Origin of the sequence: Corynebacterium sp. NPDC060344 (genome assembly GCF_042725215.1) — a bacterium.
Taxonomy (GTDB): domain Bacteria; phylum Actinomycetota; class Actinomycetes; order Mycobacteriales; family Mycobacteriaceae; genus Corynebacterium.
Genome location: NZ_JBHXCS010000001.1, coordinates 168,481 through 182,216, shown reverse-complemented (window position 1 = coordinate 182,216; position 13,736 = coordinate 168,481). Strand labels below are relative to the sequence as shown.

14 protein-coding genes are annotated in these 13,736 nt (G+C 69.8%); 8 read left to right on the top strand and 6 right to left on the bottom strand.

Features of this window, described 5'->3' with window-relative positions; genetic code table 11:
* Window positions 1-26: 26 nt before the first annotated feature.
* The 4 genes from ACFWGD_RS00835 to gluA are packed head-to-tail and all read right to left on the bottom strand — an operon-like array spanning window position 27 to window position 3,284.
* On the bottom strand, window positions 27-965 hold the full coding sequence (locus tag ACFWGD_RS00835; RefSeq protein WP_377776625.1) for an amino acid ABC transporter permease: 939 nt from the start codon (window positions 963-965) through the stop codon (window positions 27-29).
* Complete coding sequence (locus ACFWGD_RS00830) at window positions 965-1,648, bottom strand: amino acid ABC transporter permease (protein ID WP_377776624.1); 684 nt, start codon at window positions 1,646-1,648, stop codon at window positions 965-967. Before ACFWGD_RS00830 ends, ACFWGD_RS00835 begins: the two co-directional genes overlap by 1 nt.
* 11 nt (window positions 1,649-1,659) lie before the next feature.
* On the bottom strand, window positions 1,660-2,547 hold the full coding sequence (locus ACFWGD_RS00825) for a glutamate ABC transporter substrate-binding protein (RefSeq protein WP_377776623.1): 888 nt from the start codon (window positions 2,545-2,547) through the stop codon (window positions 1,660-1,662).
* 8 nt (window positions 2,548-2,555) lie between these two features.
* Window positions 2,556-3,284 (bottom strand): glutamate ABC transporter ATP-binding protein GluA, encoded by a 729-nt coding sequence (gene gluA / locus ACFWGD_RS00820; RefSeq protein ID WP_377776996.1) that lies wholly within the window; start codon window positions 3,282-3,284, stop codon window positions 2,556-2,558.
* Window positions 3,285-3,621: 337 nt separating this feature from the next.
* Here gluA and miaB point away from each other — a divergent pair, with 337 nt between their 5' ends.
* The gene (gene miaB / locus ACFWGD_RS00815; RefSeq protein WP_377776995.1) at window positions 3,622-5,121 is read left to right on the top strand and encodes a tRNA (N6-isopentenyl adenosine(37)-C2)-methylthiotransferase MiaB; all 1,500 of its coding nucleotides are present in this window, start codon (window positions 3,622-3,624) and stop codon (window positions 5,119-5,121) included.
* A complete protein-coding gene (locus ACFWGD_RS00810) occupies window positions 5,114-5,836 on the top strand; it encodes a hypothetical protein (protein WP_377776622.1) in 723 nt (240 codons plus the stop codon). Before miaB ends, ACFWGD_RS00810 begins: the two co-directional genes overlap by 8 nt.
* 99 nt (window positions 5,837-5,935) lie before the next feature.
* Here ACFWGD_RS00810 and ACFWGD_RS00805 read toward each other — a convergent pair whose 3' ends face one another.
* Window positions 5,936-7,276, bottom strand: a complete 1,341-nt coding sequence (locus ACFWGD_RS00805) for a DUF349 domain-containing protein (RefSeq protein ID WP_377776621.1) — start codon at window positions 7,274-7,276, stop codon at window positions 5,936-5,938.
* A 137-nt stretch (window positions 7,277-7,413) separates the two neighbouring features.
* On the opposite strand from ACFWGD_RS00805, the gene ACFWGD_RS00800 reads away from it, so the two are divergent.
* Genes ACFWGD_RS00800 through dapF form a run of 3 tightly spaced genes read left to right on the top strand, consistent with a single transcriptional unit; the run spans window position 7,414 to window position 10,058 of the window.
* Window positions 7,414-8,103 carry a hypothetical protein gene (locus ACFWGD_RS00800; protein WP_377776620.1) on the top strand — a complete coding sequence of 230 codons (690 nt, stop codon included), beginning with the start codon at window positions 7,414-7,416 and terminating at the stop codon, window positions 8,101-8,103.
* A gap of 2 nt (window positions 8,104-8,105) precedes the next feature.
* Complete coding sequence (gene miaA / locus ACFWGD_RS00795; RefSeq protein WP_377776619.1) at window positions 8,106-9,074, top strand: tRNA (adenosine(37)-N6)-dimethylallyltransferase MiaA; 969 nt, start codon at window positions 8,106-8,108, stop codon at window positions 9,072-9,074.
* A gap of 30 nt (window positions 9,075-9,104) precedes the next feature.
* Entirely contained in the window at window positions 9,105-10,058 is a 954-nt protein-coding gene (dapF, locus tag ACFWGD_RS00790; protein WP_377776618.1) for a diaminopimelate epimerase, read from the top strand.
* Between the two features lie 33 nt (window positions 10,059-10,091).
* Here dapF and ACFWGD_RS00785 read toward each other — a convergent pair whose 3' ends face one another.
* Window positions 10,092-10,874, bottom strand: a complete 783-nt coding sequence (locus ACFWGD_RS00785) for a hypothetical protein (protein WP_377776617.1) — start codon at window positions 10,872-10,874, stop codon at window positions 10,092-10,094.
* A 236-nt stretch (window positions 10,875-11,110) separates the two neighbouring features.
* Here ACFWGD_RS00785 and ACFWGD_RS00780 point away from each other — a divergent pair, with 236 nt between their 5' ends.
* Genes ACFWGD_RS00780 through ACFWGD_RS00770 form a run of 3 tightly spaced genes read left to right on the top strand, consistent with a single transcriptional unit; the run spans window position 11,111 to window position 13,700 of the window.
* Entirely contained in the window at window positions 11,111-11,419 is a 309-nt protein-coding gene (locus ACFWGD_RS00780; RefSeq protein WP_377776616.1) for a ferrous iron transport protein A, read from the top strand.
* Window positions 11,416-13,419, top strand: coding sequence for a ferrous iron transport protein B (feoB, locus tag ACFWGD_RS00775; RefSeq protein WP_377776615.1), 2,004 nt, complete (start codon window positions 11,416-11,418; stop codon window positions 13,417-13,419). The genes ACFWGD_RS00780 and feoB overlap by 4 nt, the downstream gene beginning before the upstream one ends.
* On the top strand, window positions 13,416-13,700 hold the full coding sequence (locus ACFWGD_RS00770) for a FeoC-like transcriptional regulator (RefSeq protein ID WP_377776614.1): 285 nt from the start codon (window positions 13,416-13,418) through the stop codon (window positions 13,698-13,700). The genes feoB and ACFWGD_RS00770 overlap by 4 nt, the downstream gene beginning before the upstream one ends.
* Window positions 13,701-13,736: the final 36 nt, after the last annotated feature.

The window sequence follows — 13,736 nt, the reverse complement described above, 5'->3', positions numbered from 1 at the left end:
ACGGCCCGGGTCCGGCCTCGGGGGAGTTACTCGCCGGGATTCTTGATCTTGCGGTACTCCGGGTCATGCCAATCGACGTTGACCTCGTCCTTGGTGTCCAGGCCCTGATCCGGCTGATGCGGGACCGCCGCGACGATGTTGCGGCGCGCGCGGCCCGCGCGCAGCTGGTACTCGATGCGCTGCGCCACGCGGGTCAGCGCGAAGTTGATCAGGAACATGATCGCCGCCACCACCAACAGTGCCGCGAAGAAGTTGCGGTAGTACGACGCCGACTGGATGCCCGAGCGCACCACCTCGACGTAGCCGATGGTGTAGCCCAGCGCCGAATCCTTCAGCGCGATCACCATCTGTGCGATCAACGCCGGCAACATGGCGGCCACGGCCTGCGGCAGCAAGATCTTCACCATCGTCTGCTGGCGCGTCAGCCCCAGCGCCAGTGCTGCCTCCGTCTGCCCCTTCGGCAGGGACATGATTCCCGACCGCAGGATCTCCGCGATGACGGTGCCGTTGTACACGGTCAAGCCGAACACGACGGCGGCGAAAGAGAGGAACGCCGACGGGAACACCGCGTACTGGGCGAACAACTGGTACGCGAAGATGATCAGGATCAGCACCGGGACCGCGCGGAACACCTCCACGATGACGCCGCACACCCACCGGATCCACGCGGTCTCCGCCAACCGGCCGAGGCCGAGAGCCGTGCCGATGGCCAATGCCAGCACGATCGACAGCGCCGCCGCCATCAACGTCCCGAGCAAACCGGGAAGGAGATACGTCGTCCACGTCGTCGACTTGAGGAACGGCGTCCACTTCTCGGCCTCGAACTGGCCGTTTGCCGCCAGCGTCGAACCGATCCACCACGCCGCGATCAGCGCGATGACCACCGTGGCCACCGTCAAAATCAGATTGGTCCTGCGTCCCCGGGGGCCCGGGGTGTCGTACAGGACGGTTGCTCTGGTGCTCATCACTGCTTCACCGCCAAATTCATTCCGGCCCGGCCGAAGAGCAGGCCCATGGGCAAAGTCAGGGCAACGAAACCGAGGGCGAAGATCCCGAAGGTCGGGAACAGCAGATCGGCGTTGTTCTCCAGCGTCTCCTTCATCAGCAGCGACGCTTCCGCGACGCCGATGATCGACGCGATGGTCGTGTTCTTGGTCAGCGCGATCGCCGTGTTGCCCAACGGGATGATCGCGGCGCGCAGCGCCTGCGGGAAGATGATCTTCGAGAACACCTGGCCGAAGGACAGGCCCAGCGACCGGGCGGCCTCCGCCTGCCCGAAGGGCACCGTATTGATGCCCGACCGCAGCGATTCGGCCACGAAGGCCGCGGTGTACAACGTGAAGCCGAGCACCGCGAGCCAGAAGTTGTTGTTGACGATGAAGTCGTCGTTTTCCGGCGCCAGCGCCAGCCCCAGGTTCTGGTACAGGCCGATCGAGCAGAACAGCACGATCAGCGTCAGCGGCGTATTGCGCAGCAGCTCGATGTACCCGGTCGCCAGCGAACGGAGGATGCCCACGGGGCAGACGCGCATCGCCGTGAGAATGGTGCCCAGGATCAGGGCGCCCACGGCGGAGAAGAACGTCAGCTTGATGGTCACCCAGAACGCGGGCAACAGCGACGGCATGAGTTCGGTGAATAGCTCGTTCATGATCGCACCCCCTACTTTTCTTCCAGGAAGGCCAGGTCGCCCACGGCGTCCTCGCCGGCAGTGTCGGCGTTCGCGCCGAGATTGCGCTCGAGGATGCGGCGGAACTCGCCGGAGGAGTACATCTCCCGGAGAGCACCGTTGATGGCCTCGGTCGATGCGGGATCGCCCTTGGCGTGGCCGATGCCGTAATGCTCGTTGGTGAAGGGCTCGCCATCGGACTTGGTCATGGGCACGACGCGCAGTTCATCGTCGTACTGCGCCGCGTAGCCCGCGAGAATCGTCGCGTCGGTGGTCAACGCGTCGACCTTGCCGCGGTACAGCGCCTCCACGCAGGAGGAGTAGGAGTCGAACTCCTGGAGCTGCACGCCGGGCAACGCGTCCTTGATCTTCTGGGCCGGGGTGGAACCCGTCACGGAACAGAGTTTGCGGCCGTTGGCGAGATCCTCCAGGGAATTCAGCGTCCGATCGTCGTCGCGCACCAGCAGGGCCTGGTGCGTGAGCAGGTACGGCCCGCCGAAGTCGACGGCCTTCGCGCGGCCGGCGTTGATCGAGTACGTGGCCGCGATCATGGTGACCTCGCCATTGTTGATCAGCGTCTCGCGCTGCGCCGACGGGGTTTCGCGCCACGTGATCGCCGGATGCGCCCACCCGTTGGCGTCGGCGATGTGGTTGACCACGTACGTGGCCACGTCGACGTCGACGCCGGACATCGCCTTGTCGGGATGGCGCAGGCCGAGGCCGGGCTGGTCGTACTTGGTGCCCAAGATGACGTCCCCGGACTCGATGTCGCCGACGACGCTGCGCGGCTCGGATGAGCCGCACGCGGCTATCGCCGCAGCCGCCGACAGGGCGACCACCGCGGCCATCGCCCGCCTGATGAATCGTGTGCTCGTGATCATCGCCGGCCCTAATGCCCGAGGATCTTGCCCAGGAAGTCCCGGGCTCGATCGGTGGCGGGGGAGTCGAAGAACGTGTCGGGGTCGGTGTCCTCGATGATCTCGCCGTCGGCCATGAACAGGATCCGGTCGGCGGCCTTGCGCGCGAAGCCCATTTCATGGGTCACGCACACCATGGTCATGCCCTCCTTCGCCAAAGAGGCCATCACGTCGAGGACCTCGTTGACCATTTCGGGGTCGAGGGCGGACGTCGGCTCGTCGAAAAGCATGACCTTGGGGTTCATGGCCAGCGCCCGGGCGATGGCCACGCGCTGCTGCTGCCCGCCCGACAGCTGGGCCGGGTACTTCTCGGCCTGGGCGGCGATGCCGACCCGGTCGAGCAGCCGCATGGCCAGCTGCTCCGCATCGGACTTGGACATCTTGCGCACCTTCATCGGCGCCAGCGTCACGTTGTCCTTGATGGTGAGGTGGGAAAAGAGGTTGAACGACTGGAAGACCATCCCGACGTCGGCGCGCAGCGAGGCGAGCTGCTTGCCTTCCTCGGGAAGCCTGGCCCCGTCGATGTAGATGGCGCCATCGTCGATGGTTTCCAGGCGGTTGATGGTCCGGCACAGCGTGGACTTGCCCGACCCCGAAGGGCCGAGCACGACGACGACCTGGCCGCGCGGGATGGCGAGGTTGATGTTCTTCAGCGCGTGGAAGTCGTCGAAGTACTTTTCGACCCCGTCCAAGGCGATCATGGCGGTGCCGCCGCCAACATGTGTATCGGTCATGAAAAGGAAGTTACTCCCGTCACTATGTGGTTGAAAAGCGACCAACGCCACATTGTGTTTCCGGATGGTTAAATGTCCGGGCGCCGGTCGTTTCCGAAATTTCCGTTTTCGGGCGGATCGCCGACGGTTCCGGCAGCCGGCGGCTGCGCGGTGGCCGTCGCAAAGCAAACGGCCCGGGCCCCCGGCCGCGATTGTGGAAGGCGCGCCTGGTCGCGATACCCTTTCGGGCGTGACGCACGCAAGCCCCACCACCAGCCCCACCGCCGGACCCCGCACCTACGAGGTGCGCACGTTCGGCTGCCAGATGAACGTCCACGACTCCGAGCGCCTGTCCGGGCTGCTGGAGGACAACGGCTACACCGCCGTCGCCGAGGGCGATCGGCCGGACCTGGTGGTGTTCAACACGTGCGCGGTGCGCGAGAACGCCGACAACCGCCTCTACGGCACGCTCGGCCGGCTCAAGCCGATCAAGGACGAGCACCCCGGCATGCAGATCGCCGTCGGCGGCTGCCTGGCGCAGAAGGACAAGGCCACGGTGGTGGAGAAGGCGCCGTGGGTCGACGTGGTCTTCGGCACCCACAACCTCGGGTCGCTGCCGGCGCTGCTGGAGCGCGCCGCCCACAACCACGAGGCGCAGGTCGAGATCAAGGACGCGCTGGAAGACTTCCCGTCGGTGCTGCCCGCCAAGCGCGAGTCGCCGTACGCGGGCTGGGTGTCGGTGTCGGTGGGCTGCAACAACACCTGCACCTTCTGCATCGTGCCGTCGCTGCGCGGCAAGGAGCGCGACCGCCGCCCCGGCGACATCCTCTCCGAGGTGAAGGCGCTGGTGGAGCAGGGCGTGTCGGAGGTGACGCTGCTGGGCCAGAACGTCAACGCCTACGGCGTGCATTTCGACGACCCCGAGCTCGAGCGCGACAAGTCGGCCTTCTCCAAGCTGCTGCGCGCCTGCGGCGACATCGAGGGGCTGGAGCGCGTGCGCTTCACCTCGCCGCACCCGGCGGAGTTCACCGATGACGTCATCGACGCCATGGCCGAGACCCCCAACGTCGCGCCGCAGCTGCACATGCCGCTGCAGTCCGGGTCGGACAAGGTGCTCAAGGAGATGCGCCGGTCCTACCGGTCGAAGAAGTTCCTGGGCATCCTGGACAAGGTCCGCGAGCGTATGCCGCATGCGGCGATCACCACCGACATCATCGTCGGCTTCCCCGGCGAGACGGAGGAGGACTTCCAGGCGACCCTCGACGTCGTCGAGCGCGCCCGCTTCACCTCGGCGTTCACCTTCCAGTACTCGCCGCGCCCGGGCACCCCGGCGGCGGACATGCCGGACCAGGTGCCGCCGTCGGTGGTCAAGGAACGCTACGGCCGGCTCATCGAGCTGCAGGAGCGCATCAGCGAGGAGGAGAACGCCAAGCAGGTCGGGCGCACGCTCGAGCTGCTGGTCACCGCGGGCGACGGCAAGAAGAACGCCGAGACCCGCCGCATGTCGGGCCGGGCGGTCGACGGCCGGCTGGTGCACTTCGCACCGCATGAGCTTGACGACGCCGCCGGCACCGGCATCGACGGGACAATCCGGCCCGGCGACATGGTCACCGTGACGGTGACGGAATCGGCACCGCACTTCCTCATCGCCGACTCCGGCGTCACCGGCCACCGCCGCACCCGCGCCGGCGACATGTGGGAGGCGGGCAACACCCCGACCACCGCACCGATCGGCGTGGGACTAGGCTTGCCCGCGGTGGGCCGGCCTTCTGCGCCGGTCGCGGACCAGACGAAGAACCAGGACAGGGGTTGCGGTTGTGACTGACCAGAACGCGATTGCGCAGGAAGGCGCCTCCCGCGACAAGCTCGCCGAGTTCCGCGGTGACCTGCGGGCCGCCGAGCGCAAGGCCAGCGGCGAGATCCAGCTGGGCCGCCACGTGGTGCCCATGGGCATCTTGATGGTCGGGTTGATCTTCACGTTCTTCGCCCCGCATTCGGGCAACGTGCTCGGCTTCGACGTCCTGCTGGACACCGACGTCGCCCGCCGGTACTTCACCATGGTCCCGGAGCGGATCTACTCGATCATCCTCGTGGTGGGCATTTTGCTGGTCATCGCGACGATCCTGTCGCGGTCGGCCGTGGTCGCGTTCGTGACGTGGGCCGTGTCCTGCGTCCAGGCCGTGTACTCCGTCTTCGCGGGGTGGATGCGGCAGTCGCGCCCGCCGTCGGAGGCGTCCGAGGGCATCGGCTGGGGCCTGGCGCTGGGCATCGCACTGTCCATCGCGCTGGCGATCACCATGTGCTTCGTGGTCTTCCGCAAGTCGACGTTCCAGGCCGCGCTGGCCGCCGCCCGGCGCGAAGAGGTCCACGAGGATCCCGTGCTGCGCGCCCAGCAGCAGTACCTGCGCGCCGGCCTGATCGACAACACCGGCACCGACGTCGACGCGATGGTCGACGACCGCCGCGACCGCGCCAAGCGCCGCCGCGAACGACGGGCCGCGGAAGAGCAGGTCGACGAGCAGCCCCGGCACGGCGAGTAGCGCCGCAGACCGGCAGACGACGAACCCCGCCGACTCCTCCTTCACGGAAGAGCCGGCGGGGTTTTCGCATGGCCGCGGCAGCGGCGGCGGCCGCGCGCCCTACATCTCCTCGAGTGCGCGCTCCGCGGCGTCGGCCCATTCGCGCCACTGGGCGGCCTGGGCGCGGGCGTCCTCGGCCTTCTTGGTCTTGCCGGCGGCCTCGAAGTCGGCTGCCTTGGCCTCGAAGTCGGCGGCGCGGTCGGCGAACTGCTTCACGCGGGCCTGGGCCTCCGGGTCGGTGCGGCGCCACTGGGAATCGGCGGCCTCGGACACGCGGCGCTCGAGCTTGCCGATCTTGTCCTCGAACTCCCGGACCCGCGCGCGCGGGACGAAGCCGATCTCCTCCCAGCGCTCCTGGAGCTTGCGCAGCTCGGTGCGGGCGTGGTCGAGGTCCTTGTCCGGGCGGATGCGCTCGTCGTACTCGGCCAGCAGCGCCTCCTTGGCCTCGGCGTTGGCCTCGAACTCCTTGTCGCGCTCGGCGTTGACGGCGTTGCGGGCGGCGAAGAAGGTGTCCTGCGCGCCCTTGAAGCGCTTCCACAGCTTGTCGTCGATCTCGCGCGGCGCGCGACCGGCCTGCTTCCACCGGGCCATCAGGTCGCGGTAGGCGGCGGCGGTGCCGCCCCAGTCGGTGGAGTGCTGCAGGGCCTCGGCCTCCTCGATGAGCTCCTCCTTGGCCGCACGCGCCGACGCACGGTTGCGGTCGAGCTCTGCGAAGTGGCTGCCGCGGCGGCGGTTGAACGAGTCGCGGGCGCGGGAGTAGCGCTTCCACAGCTGGTCATCGGTCTTGCGGTCGATGCCGCGGATCTGCTTCCACTCGTCGAGGATGGCGCGGATGCGGTCGCCGGCGACCTTCCAGTCCTCGGAGTTCTCGGCGATGTCCTCGGCCTCGGCGGCGAGCTTCTCCTTCTTTTCGATCGCCGCGGCCCGGCGCTGCGCCTTGTCGGCCTTGGCCTTCTCGCCGGCCTGGTCGGCGTGCTCGAGCACGACCGCCAGCCGCTTGTCCAGGGCCTCCAGATCACCGACGACGGCGGCCTCGGGCAGCTGCGCCTTCAGCTCCTCCGCCGACGAGCGAACCGTGGCGGCCTCTTCCGGATGCGACTGGATGCGCGCCTCGAGCAGCTCGATTTCGGTGGCCAGGTCGTCGTAACGCGAACCGTAGTGCGCCAGGCCCTCCTCGGGAGTGCCCGCCTGCCACGAGCCGACCTGCCGCTCGCCGTCGGCGGTGCGGACCCACACCGTGCCGTCGTCGTCGACGCGGCCCCACTTGGACGGGTCGGTCTTGCGGGGCGCGACGGGCGCCGCGGCGGGCGTGCCTGCCGGGGCCGCGGGACGGCGGGGCATGCCTCCCGGTCGGGGGCCGGGGCGGGGGCCGGGCTTCGGGGTGGGGGTGTTGTCGGTCATGGGTTCTATCCAATCGGTGCTTTAGCCGCGCGGCACGGCTGCCGTTTCACGTTCCTCCCATCGAGTATCGCAAACGACGGGCCCGCGTGCCGCAACCGTTGCCGGATGGGTCGCCCGCGGCGGGTAGATTCGAGGCCGTGATCCGACGACTCCTGCTCATTCCCGGCGCGCCCCTGCTGGTACCGGAACTTTCCGGCGCCGATGCGGGTGCCGCGGAGCTGCGGGCCGCGGTGCGCGCCGCGGTCTCCCGCGTGCTCGGGGCGGAGTCGGGGGACGGGGCAGGGCGGTCGCGCCCGGTGATCGTGCGTCGGCCCGATGATCGCTTTGCGACGTCCCACGCCGGCTCCTTCCGCGCCTGGGGCGCCGGCGTCGAGGTCGGCGGCGGGCACCATTTGCCGGAGCTGGTCGCGCGCTGGGTGATCGGGGATGCCGGATGGGATCCGGCCGACGTCGACGTGACCGCGCAATTGCCCGACCCCTTTGACGCCGACGCGACCGGGCCCATCGTCATCGTGGCCGAGGGGCCGTCGGCGCTGACGGCGCGCGCCCCGCTGACGCTGCTGCCGGATGCCGAGCCCATCGACGACGCCTGCGCGGCCATCGCCGAGGGGCGATTCGGCGGCGACCCCGGCCATGACCCCTTCGGCGAATTCGGGCCGAACCTTTGCGACTCGGTGGGGCTGCACACGATGGGCGTGTGGCAGGACCTGGCGAGCTTCGGGTCGGAGCTGAGCCTCGACGCCCGGACCTTCACCGCCCGGCAGAGTTTTCGGGGCGCGCCGCACGGCGTCGGCTACCACGTCGCGGAATGGGAATGGGAGGCGTGACCATGAGCGGAAATGCGGACACGGACCGGAACCCGGCACTGACCCCGGCCCCGGACCAGAACCTGACCCCGATCGCCGTCATCGGCCCGACGGCCTCCGGCAAGTCGGATCTGGGATTGGCGCTGGCCGAGGAGTTCGGCGGGGAGATCGTCAACGTCGATTCCATGCAGCTCTACCGGGGCATGGACATCGGCACGGCGAAGCTGACGGTGGAGGAGCGCCGCGGCATCCCTCACCACCAACTCGACGTCCTCGACGTCACCGAACCGGCGTCGGTGGCCACGTACCAGGAAGAGGCCGTCGCCGACGTCGAGGCGATCATGGCCCGCGGCCACGTGCCCATCCTCGTGGGCGGCTCCATGCTCTACGTCCAGGCGCTCGTCGACGATTGGCGTTTCCCGCCGACCGATCCGGAGGTCCGCGCCAAGTGGGAGGCCGTGCAGGAGGAGGTGGGCGTCGAAAAGCTCCATGACCGCCTCGCGGAGGTCGACCCCGCCGCGGCCGCGATCATCGAGCGGCGCGACCCCCGGCGCATCGTGCGCGCCCTCGAGGTCATCGAGCTGACCGGCGAACCGTTCGGCGCGTCGAAGCCGCCGATCGACGCCCCGCCGCGGTGGGGCACGCGGATCCTGGGCCTGCGCACCGAGGCCGACTGGCTGGGCGAGCGCATCGAGCGCCGCACGCGCCTGATGTTCGAGCGCGGGCTCATGGAGGAAGCCGACGCGTTGCTGGCACAGGGCCTGCGCGACGGCGTCACCGCCAGCCGGGCGATCGGCTACGCGCAGGTGCTCGACCACCTCGACGGCGAGTACGACCTCGACGAGGCCATCGAGCGCACCATCACCGGCACGCGGCGCTACGTGCGCCGCCAAAAGTCCTGGTTCCAGCGCGACCCCCGCGTGAGGTGGCTTGATGCCGCCGGCACCGGCGACGGCGATCCCCGGCACCAGGCGCTGACGGCCTTAACGTGAGCGCAACACCGCCCGCGTACCATTCGGGCAATGAGCTCGAATACGCCTGACTCGAACGCCACTGCACCGGACAACGCGATCATCGCCTTCACCAAGGGCCACGGCACGGAAAACGACTTCGTCATCGTCGCCGACGAGGGCGCGGAGCTGGATTTGCCGGCCGGGGTCGTCGCGAAGCTCTGCGACCGTCGCGCGGGCATCGGCGGCGATGGCCTGCTGCACGTGGCGCGGGCGGGGGCGCTCGTCGCCGCCGGTGTCCTCGATGGGCTGCCGCGCGCCGGCGAGGCCGACGAGGTCCGCGCCGACGATTGGTTCATGGATTACCGCAATGCCGACGGCTCCATCGCGGAGATGTGCGGCAATGGCGTGCGCGTGTTCGCGCACTACCTGGTCGCTTCGGGGCTGAGCACGGAGACGGCGGCGCTGCGGGTGGGCACGCGGGCGGGGGTCAAGGTCGTGTCGCTTGACGACGTCACCGCCACCCGCGCCACCGTGTCCGTCGACATGGGCGCGCCCGTGGTGCTCGGGGCGGCGACGGCGTTCCTGGGCCAGGGGCGTTACGCCGGAGTCGGCGTGGACATGGGCAACCCCCATCTCGCGTGCGTGCTGCCGGACCTCGACGCCGATGGTCTGGCGCGGCTGGAATTGAGCGGTGTGCCCGAGGTCGACGCGGAGATGTTCCCCGCGGGCGTGAACCTGGAGGTCGTCACGCCGCTTGACGAGGACGGCGCCGGCACCGGGAACCGTGCGATCCACATGCGCGTCATCGAGCGCGGCGTGGGGGAGACCCGATCCTGCGGCACCGGCACCGTCGCCGCCGCCGTGTCGGCGCTGGCCGATGCGGGCCACGGCACGGGCGTCGTTGATGTCCACGTGCCCGGCGGCACCGTGACCGTGGAGATCACCGCGTCGACGTCGATTCTCACCGGACCCTCGGCGCTCGTCGCCCACGGCGAGGTGGACCTGGCGGCGCTGGGTCGATAACAGCGCCCGAAGCGGACCCGTCGAGCCGGGCGGCTAGTGGCCGCCGCAGCCTCCGGAACCGCAGCCGCAACCGCCGTCGCCGCAGGAGTCGCCGCAACCCTGGGGAGCGATGACCTCGCCGACGAGCAGGAAATCGCCGGAGACCACGGTGCCGATCTGCGGTTCCGGGATGACGTCGGCGGACACGAGCACGTCCAGCGGCAGCGGCACGTCGAGGTGCAGCACCCAGAACTCCTGGCCGGTGAGACGGTTGGTGCGCTTGACCGCGGCGTTGACCACGCCGGACAGCGTCGCCGACGCATCGGGGGCCTTCGTGCCGGCGGCCGCACCCGTGACGGCCTCGGCGCCGGTGAAGCGCACGCCGCCGGGCTGCTCGCCGGTGCGCGACTCGAACGCCTCGGCGTCCTCGTCGACGGTGACGTCGATGCCCAGCGCGGCGAGGTTGACGTGCTCGAAGGTCTGCGTGCCCTCGTCGACGAGCATCGGCCCCTGCGCCAGGTGGCACGTCGCCGTGGCCACGACCTTGTCGAAGTTCGGGTGCGACGGGTCATCGGCGACGATCTCGATGAGCGCCAGGACGTCGTCAAGCGCGGAAACGTGAGCCGTCACGCGCGTCATCCCCGCAAACCCCGCGAAGGTGGAAAACGGCTCGACGCCCAGGACGTGCAGCCGCGCGCCCGACGGGTCCTCGAAGCGGACGAGCTGGCCGCCGCGGACCTCGCCGATGACGGAAAGGTGCTCCGTGGCGATGGCCGCCTCGATGGCGTCCTGCCAGCGCGGGTAGTCGAGGCCGATGCTCTTCAGGTCGGAAGTCATGGTGGTCCATCTTAGTCCCGGCCCGTCCCGGAACCGAGTCGGGCTTGGCGACGGTCCGCGCGGTGCAAGTGTGACGCAAAGATCATCGGTTGGGCCTTGAATTGGCTCGCGTTCACCTATTCCGCAGGGCTAGGCTGGCCTTAGTTTCTCAAGCCAGCGCGTGCTTTCCAACCGGGAAATGGCCGGGCTGACTTGGCTGGCGTGGCCGAGTGGATCGGCCCGGAAGGATCGCCGCGATGTCCATTCGCGTGATGGGTGACAAGACGCGCTCGGCGCGTGCCGCAGCCGAAGGCCGGGAGGCGGTGACCGCCGTCGATCTGGCCACCGCGAGGCTCAGCGACGTCGCCGTCGGCGACACGGTCGTGCTCTCCGCGCCGCGCACCGAACCGCAGCTGTGCCGCCGCCTGGCGCAGCTCGGCCTGCGGCCGGGGATGAGCGTCACCGTCGGCCCGAAGACCGCCGGCGGGGGACGCGTGATCAAGTCCGGCACCGCCCGCTACGCCATCGACCGCCGCACGCTCGAGCAGATGGACGTGCTGCGATGAGCGCGGTGAAGCCCGCCGCGAAGTCGATCTCCGTCGCGCCCAGCTGCCACGCCTGCGCCGGGGGAGCGCCCGCCCCGACCGGATCGCCGGTCATCGGCCTGGTCGGCGCGCCCAACTCCGGCAAGTCGACGCTGTTCAATGCCCTGACCGGCGCCAAGGCGCAGATGGGCAATTGGCCGGGCACGACCGTCGAGGTCAGCCGCGGCGCATGGAAGGCCGGCGACGCCACCTACGACGTCATCGATTTCCCCGGTGCCTACTCGCTCGACGCGATGAGCCCCGACGAGGAGCTCACGCGCGAGATGCTCATCACCCGCGGGCCAGATGAGCGCCCGGACTTGGTCATCGTTGCCGTCGACGCCACGGCGCCGGCCCGCGGGCTGTACCTGTTCTCGGAAATCGCCGAGCACCCGTACCGAATCGTCGTGGTGCTGACGAAGACCGACGTCGCCGCCGCCCAGGGCGTCGACGTCGACGCCGCCGCCATGCAGGACGCGCTCGGCGTGCCCGTCGTCGCCGTCGACCCGCGCCGCCGCAATGGCGTCGGCGAGGTGCGCACCGCAGTCGCTGGCGCGATGACGGGCTGCCCGCGCGTGATCAGGCAGCGTGCGGGTTCGAGTGCCGTCGCCGACACGGACCTGAATGGTGCGGAGGCCGACGCCGACGAAGCCCGGTTCGAGTTCATCGACCGCGTCGTCGCCGCATCGACCACCGAACCCGGCGGGACGCCGACGTGGTCCGATCGCATCGACCGGGTGGCGCTGAACCCCTTCGCCGGCCCGCTGCTGTTCCTCGGCGTGATGTGGCTGGTGTTCCAGATCACCACCGTCGTCGCCGCGCCCCTGCAGGACGGGCTCGAAGGCCTGGTCACCGGCCCGGTCTCCGAGTGGGTCCGCTCCGGCCTGGAGACGATCGGGCTCGGCGGCCCGGTGGTCTCCGGCCTCATCGTCGACGGCCTGATCGGCGGCGTGGGCATGGTGCTGACCTTCGCGCCGCTGATGGCGCTGATGTTCCTGTGCCTGGCCGTGCTCGAGGACTCCGGTTACATGGCGCGGGCCGCCGTGGTCACCGACCGCGTCATGCGCGCCATCGGGCTGCCGGGCAAGGCGTTCATCCCGCTCATCGTCGGCTTCGGCTGCAACGTCCCGGCGATCTCCGCCACCCGAGTGCTGGGCAATCCGCGCCATCGTATCCTCACCGCCCTGCTGATCCCCTTCACCTCCTGCAGCGCCCGGCTGGTCGTCTACGTCATGCTCGCCGCGGTGTTCTTCCCGGACAATGCCGGCACCGTCGTCTTCGCCATGTACCTGGTCTCCATTGGCCTGGTGGTGCTCACGGGCCTGGTGCTGCGGCACACGCTGTGGCGCGCCATGCCGTCCGAGCCCCTGGTCATCGACCTGCCCGGCTACCAGCTGCCCATGCCCCGGCTGGCTCTGTCGGTGGCGTGGACGCGGCTGAAGGGATTCCTGAAGACCGCCGGCGGCATCATCGTGGTCACCGTCATCGTGGTGTGGGCGCTGATGTCCGTGCCCACCGCACCCGGTTACGGATTCGCCGACGAGGACCTGCCGCCGCGCGACTCGGCCTACGGCGTCGTCTCGGAGACGGTGTCGCCGGTCTTCGAGCCCGCCGGCTTCGGCTCCTGGTCGCTGACCGGCACGCTGCTGACCGGATTCGTGGCCAAGGAAGCGGTCATCTCCACGTGGGCCCAGACCTACGCCGTCGACGACGTCACCGACGCCGAAGCGGGGGAGCAGGCCGAAAGCCCCCTTGCCGATCACATCCGCGCCGACTTCGATCGCTCCTCCGGCGGCCACGGCCTGGCCGCGGTGTGGGCGTTCATGATCTTCCTGCTCGCCTACACCCCGTGCGTGGCCACGCTGGCCGCGCAGAAACGCGAGATCGGGCTGAAGTGGACCATGTTCGGGTTAGCCTCGCAGCTCGTCGGCGCATGGGTGCTGGCCGTGGCCGTCTTCCAGATCGCGAGGCTGTTCCTGTGAGCGGGCCACTGGCCGCCGTGCGCGGGTCCATCGCCGCCGGCGCCGTCTCCCGCGGCGCCATCGCCGAGCGCACCGGCCTGGCGCGGGCCACCGTCGATGCGGCGATCGAGCACCTCGAGCGGACGGGGCAACTGCGCCGCGAGCGCCTGGCGGCGTCGTGCCCGGCCGGCGGATGCGGCGGCTGCGCGCATGCGGGGGCGGACGGGTCCGCGTGCTCGTCGCCAAGCAATGCCGCCCGGGACCGGGGACCCGTCGCGCTGGTGCTCACTCGCGGGCGTTGAAATCCGGCGCGGGGCACGCGCAATTGGCCGAGATAT

What these genes read in the sequence shown, in the direction of transcription:
- miaB (WP_377776995.1), top strand. Translation starts at nt 3,622, where the DNA reads ATGAACGTCCACGACTCCGAGCGCCTGTCCGGGCTGCTGGAGGACAAC.
- feoB (WP_377776615.1), top strand. Translation starts at nt 11,416, where the DNA reads ATGAGCGCGGTGAAGCCCGCCGCGAAGTCGATCTCCGTCGCGCCCAGC.
- ACFWGD_RS00835 (WP_377776625.1), bottom strand. Translation starts at nt 965, where the DNA reads ATGAGCACCAGAGCAACCGTCCTGTACGACACCCCGGGCCCCCGGGGA.
- ACFWGD_RS00785 (WP_377776617.1), bottom strand. Translation starts at nt 10,874, where the DNA reads ATGACTTCCGACCTGAAGAGCATCGGCCTCGACTACCCGCGCTGGCAG.
- miaA (WP_377776619.1), top strand. Translation starts at nt 8,106, where the DNA reads ATGAGCGGAAATGCGGACACGGACCGGAACCCGGCACTGACCCCGGCC.
- ACFWGD_RS00780 (WP_377776616.1), top strand. Translation starts at nt 11,111, where the DNA reads ATGTCCATTCGCGTGATGGGTGACAAGACGCGCTCGGCGCGTGCCGCA.
- gluA (WP_377776996.1), bottom strand. Translation starts at nt 3,284, where the DNA reads ATGATCGCCTTGGACGGGGTCGAAAAGTACTTCGACGACTTCCACGCG.
- dapF (WP_377776618.1), top strand. Translation starts at nt 9,105, where the DNA reads ATGAGCTCGAATACGCCTGACTCGAACGCCACTGCACCGGACAACGCG.
- ACFWGD_RS00825 (WP_377776623.1), bottom strand. Translation starts at nt 2,547, where the DNA reads ATGATCACGAGCACACGATTCATCAGGCGGGCGATGGCCGCGGTGGTC.
- ACFWGD_RS00830 (WP_377776624.1), bottom strand. Translation starts at nt 1,648, where the DNA reads ATGAACGAGCTATTCACCGAACTCATGCCGTCGCTGTTGCCCGCGTTC.
- ACFWGD_RS00805 (WP_377776621.1), bottom strand. Translation starts at nt 7,276, where the DNA reads ATGACCGACAACACCCCCACCCCGAAGCCCGGCCCCCGCCCCGGCCCC.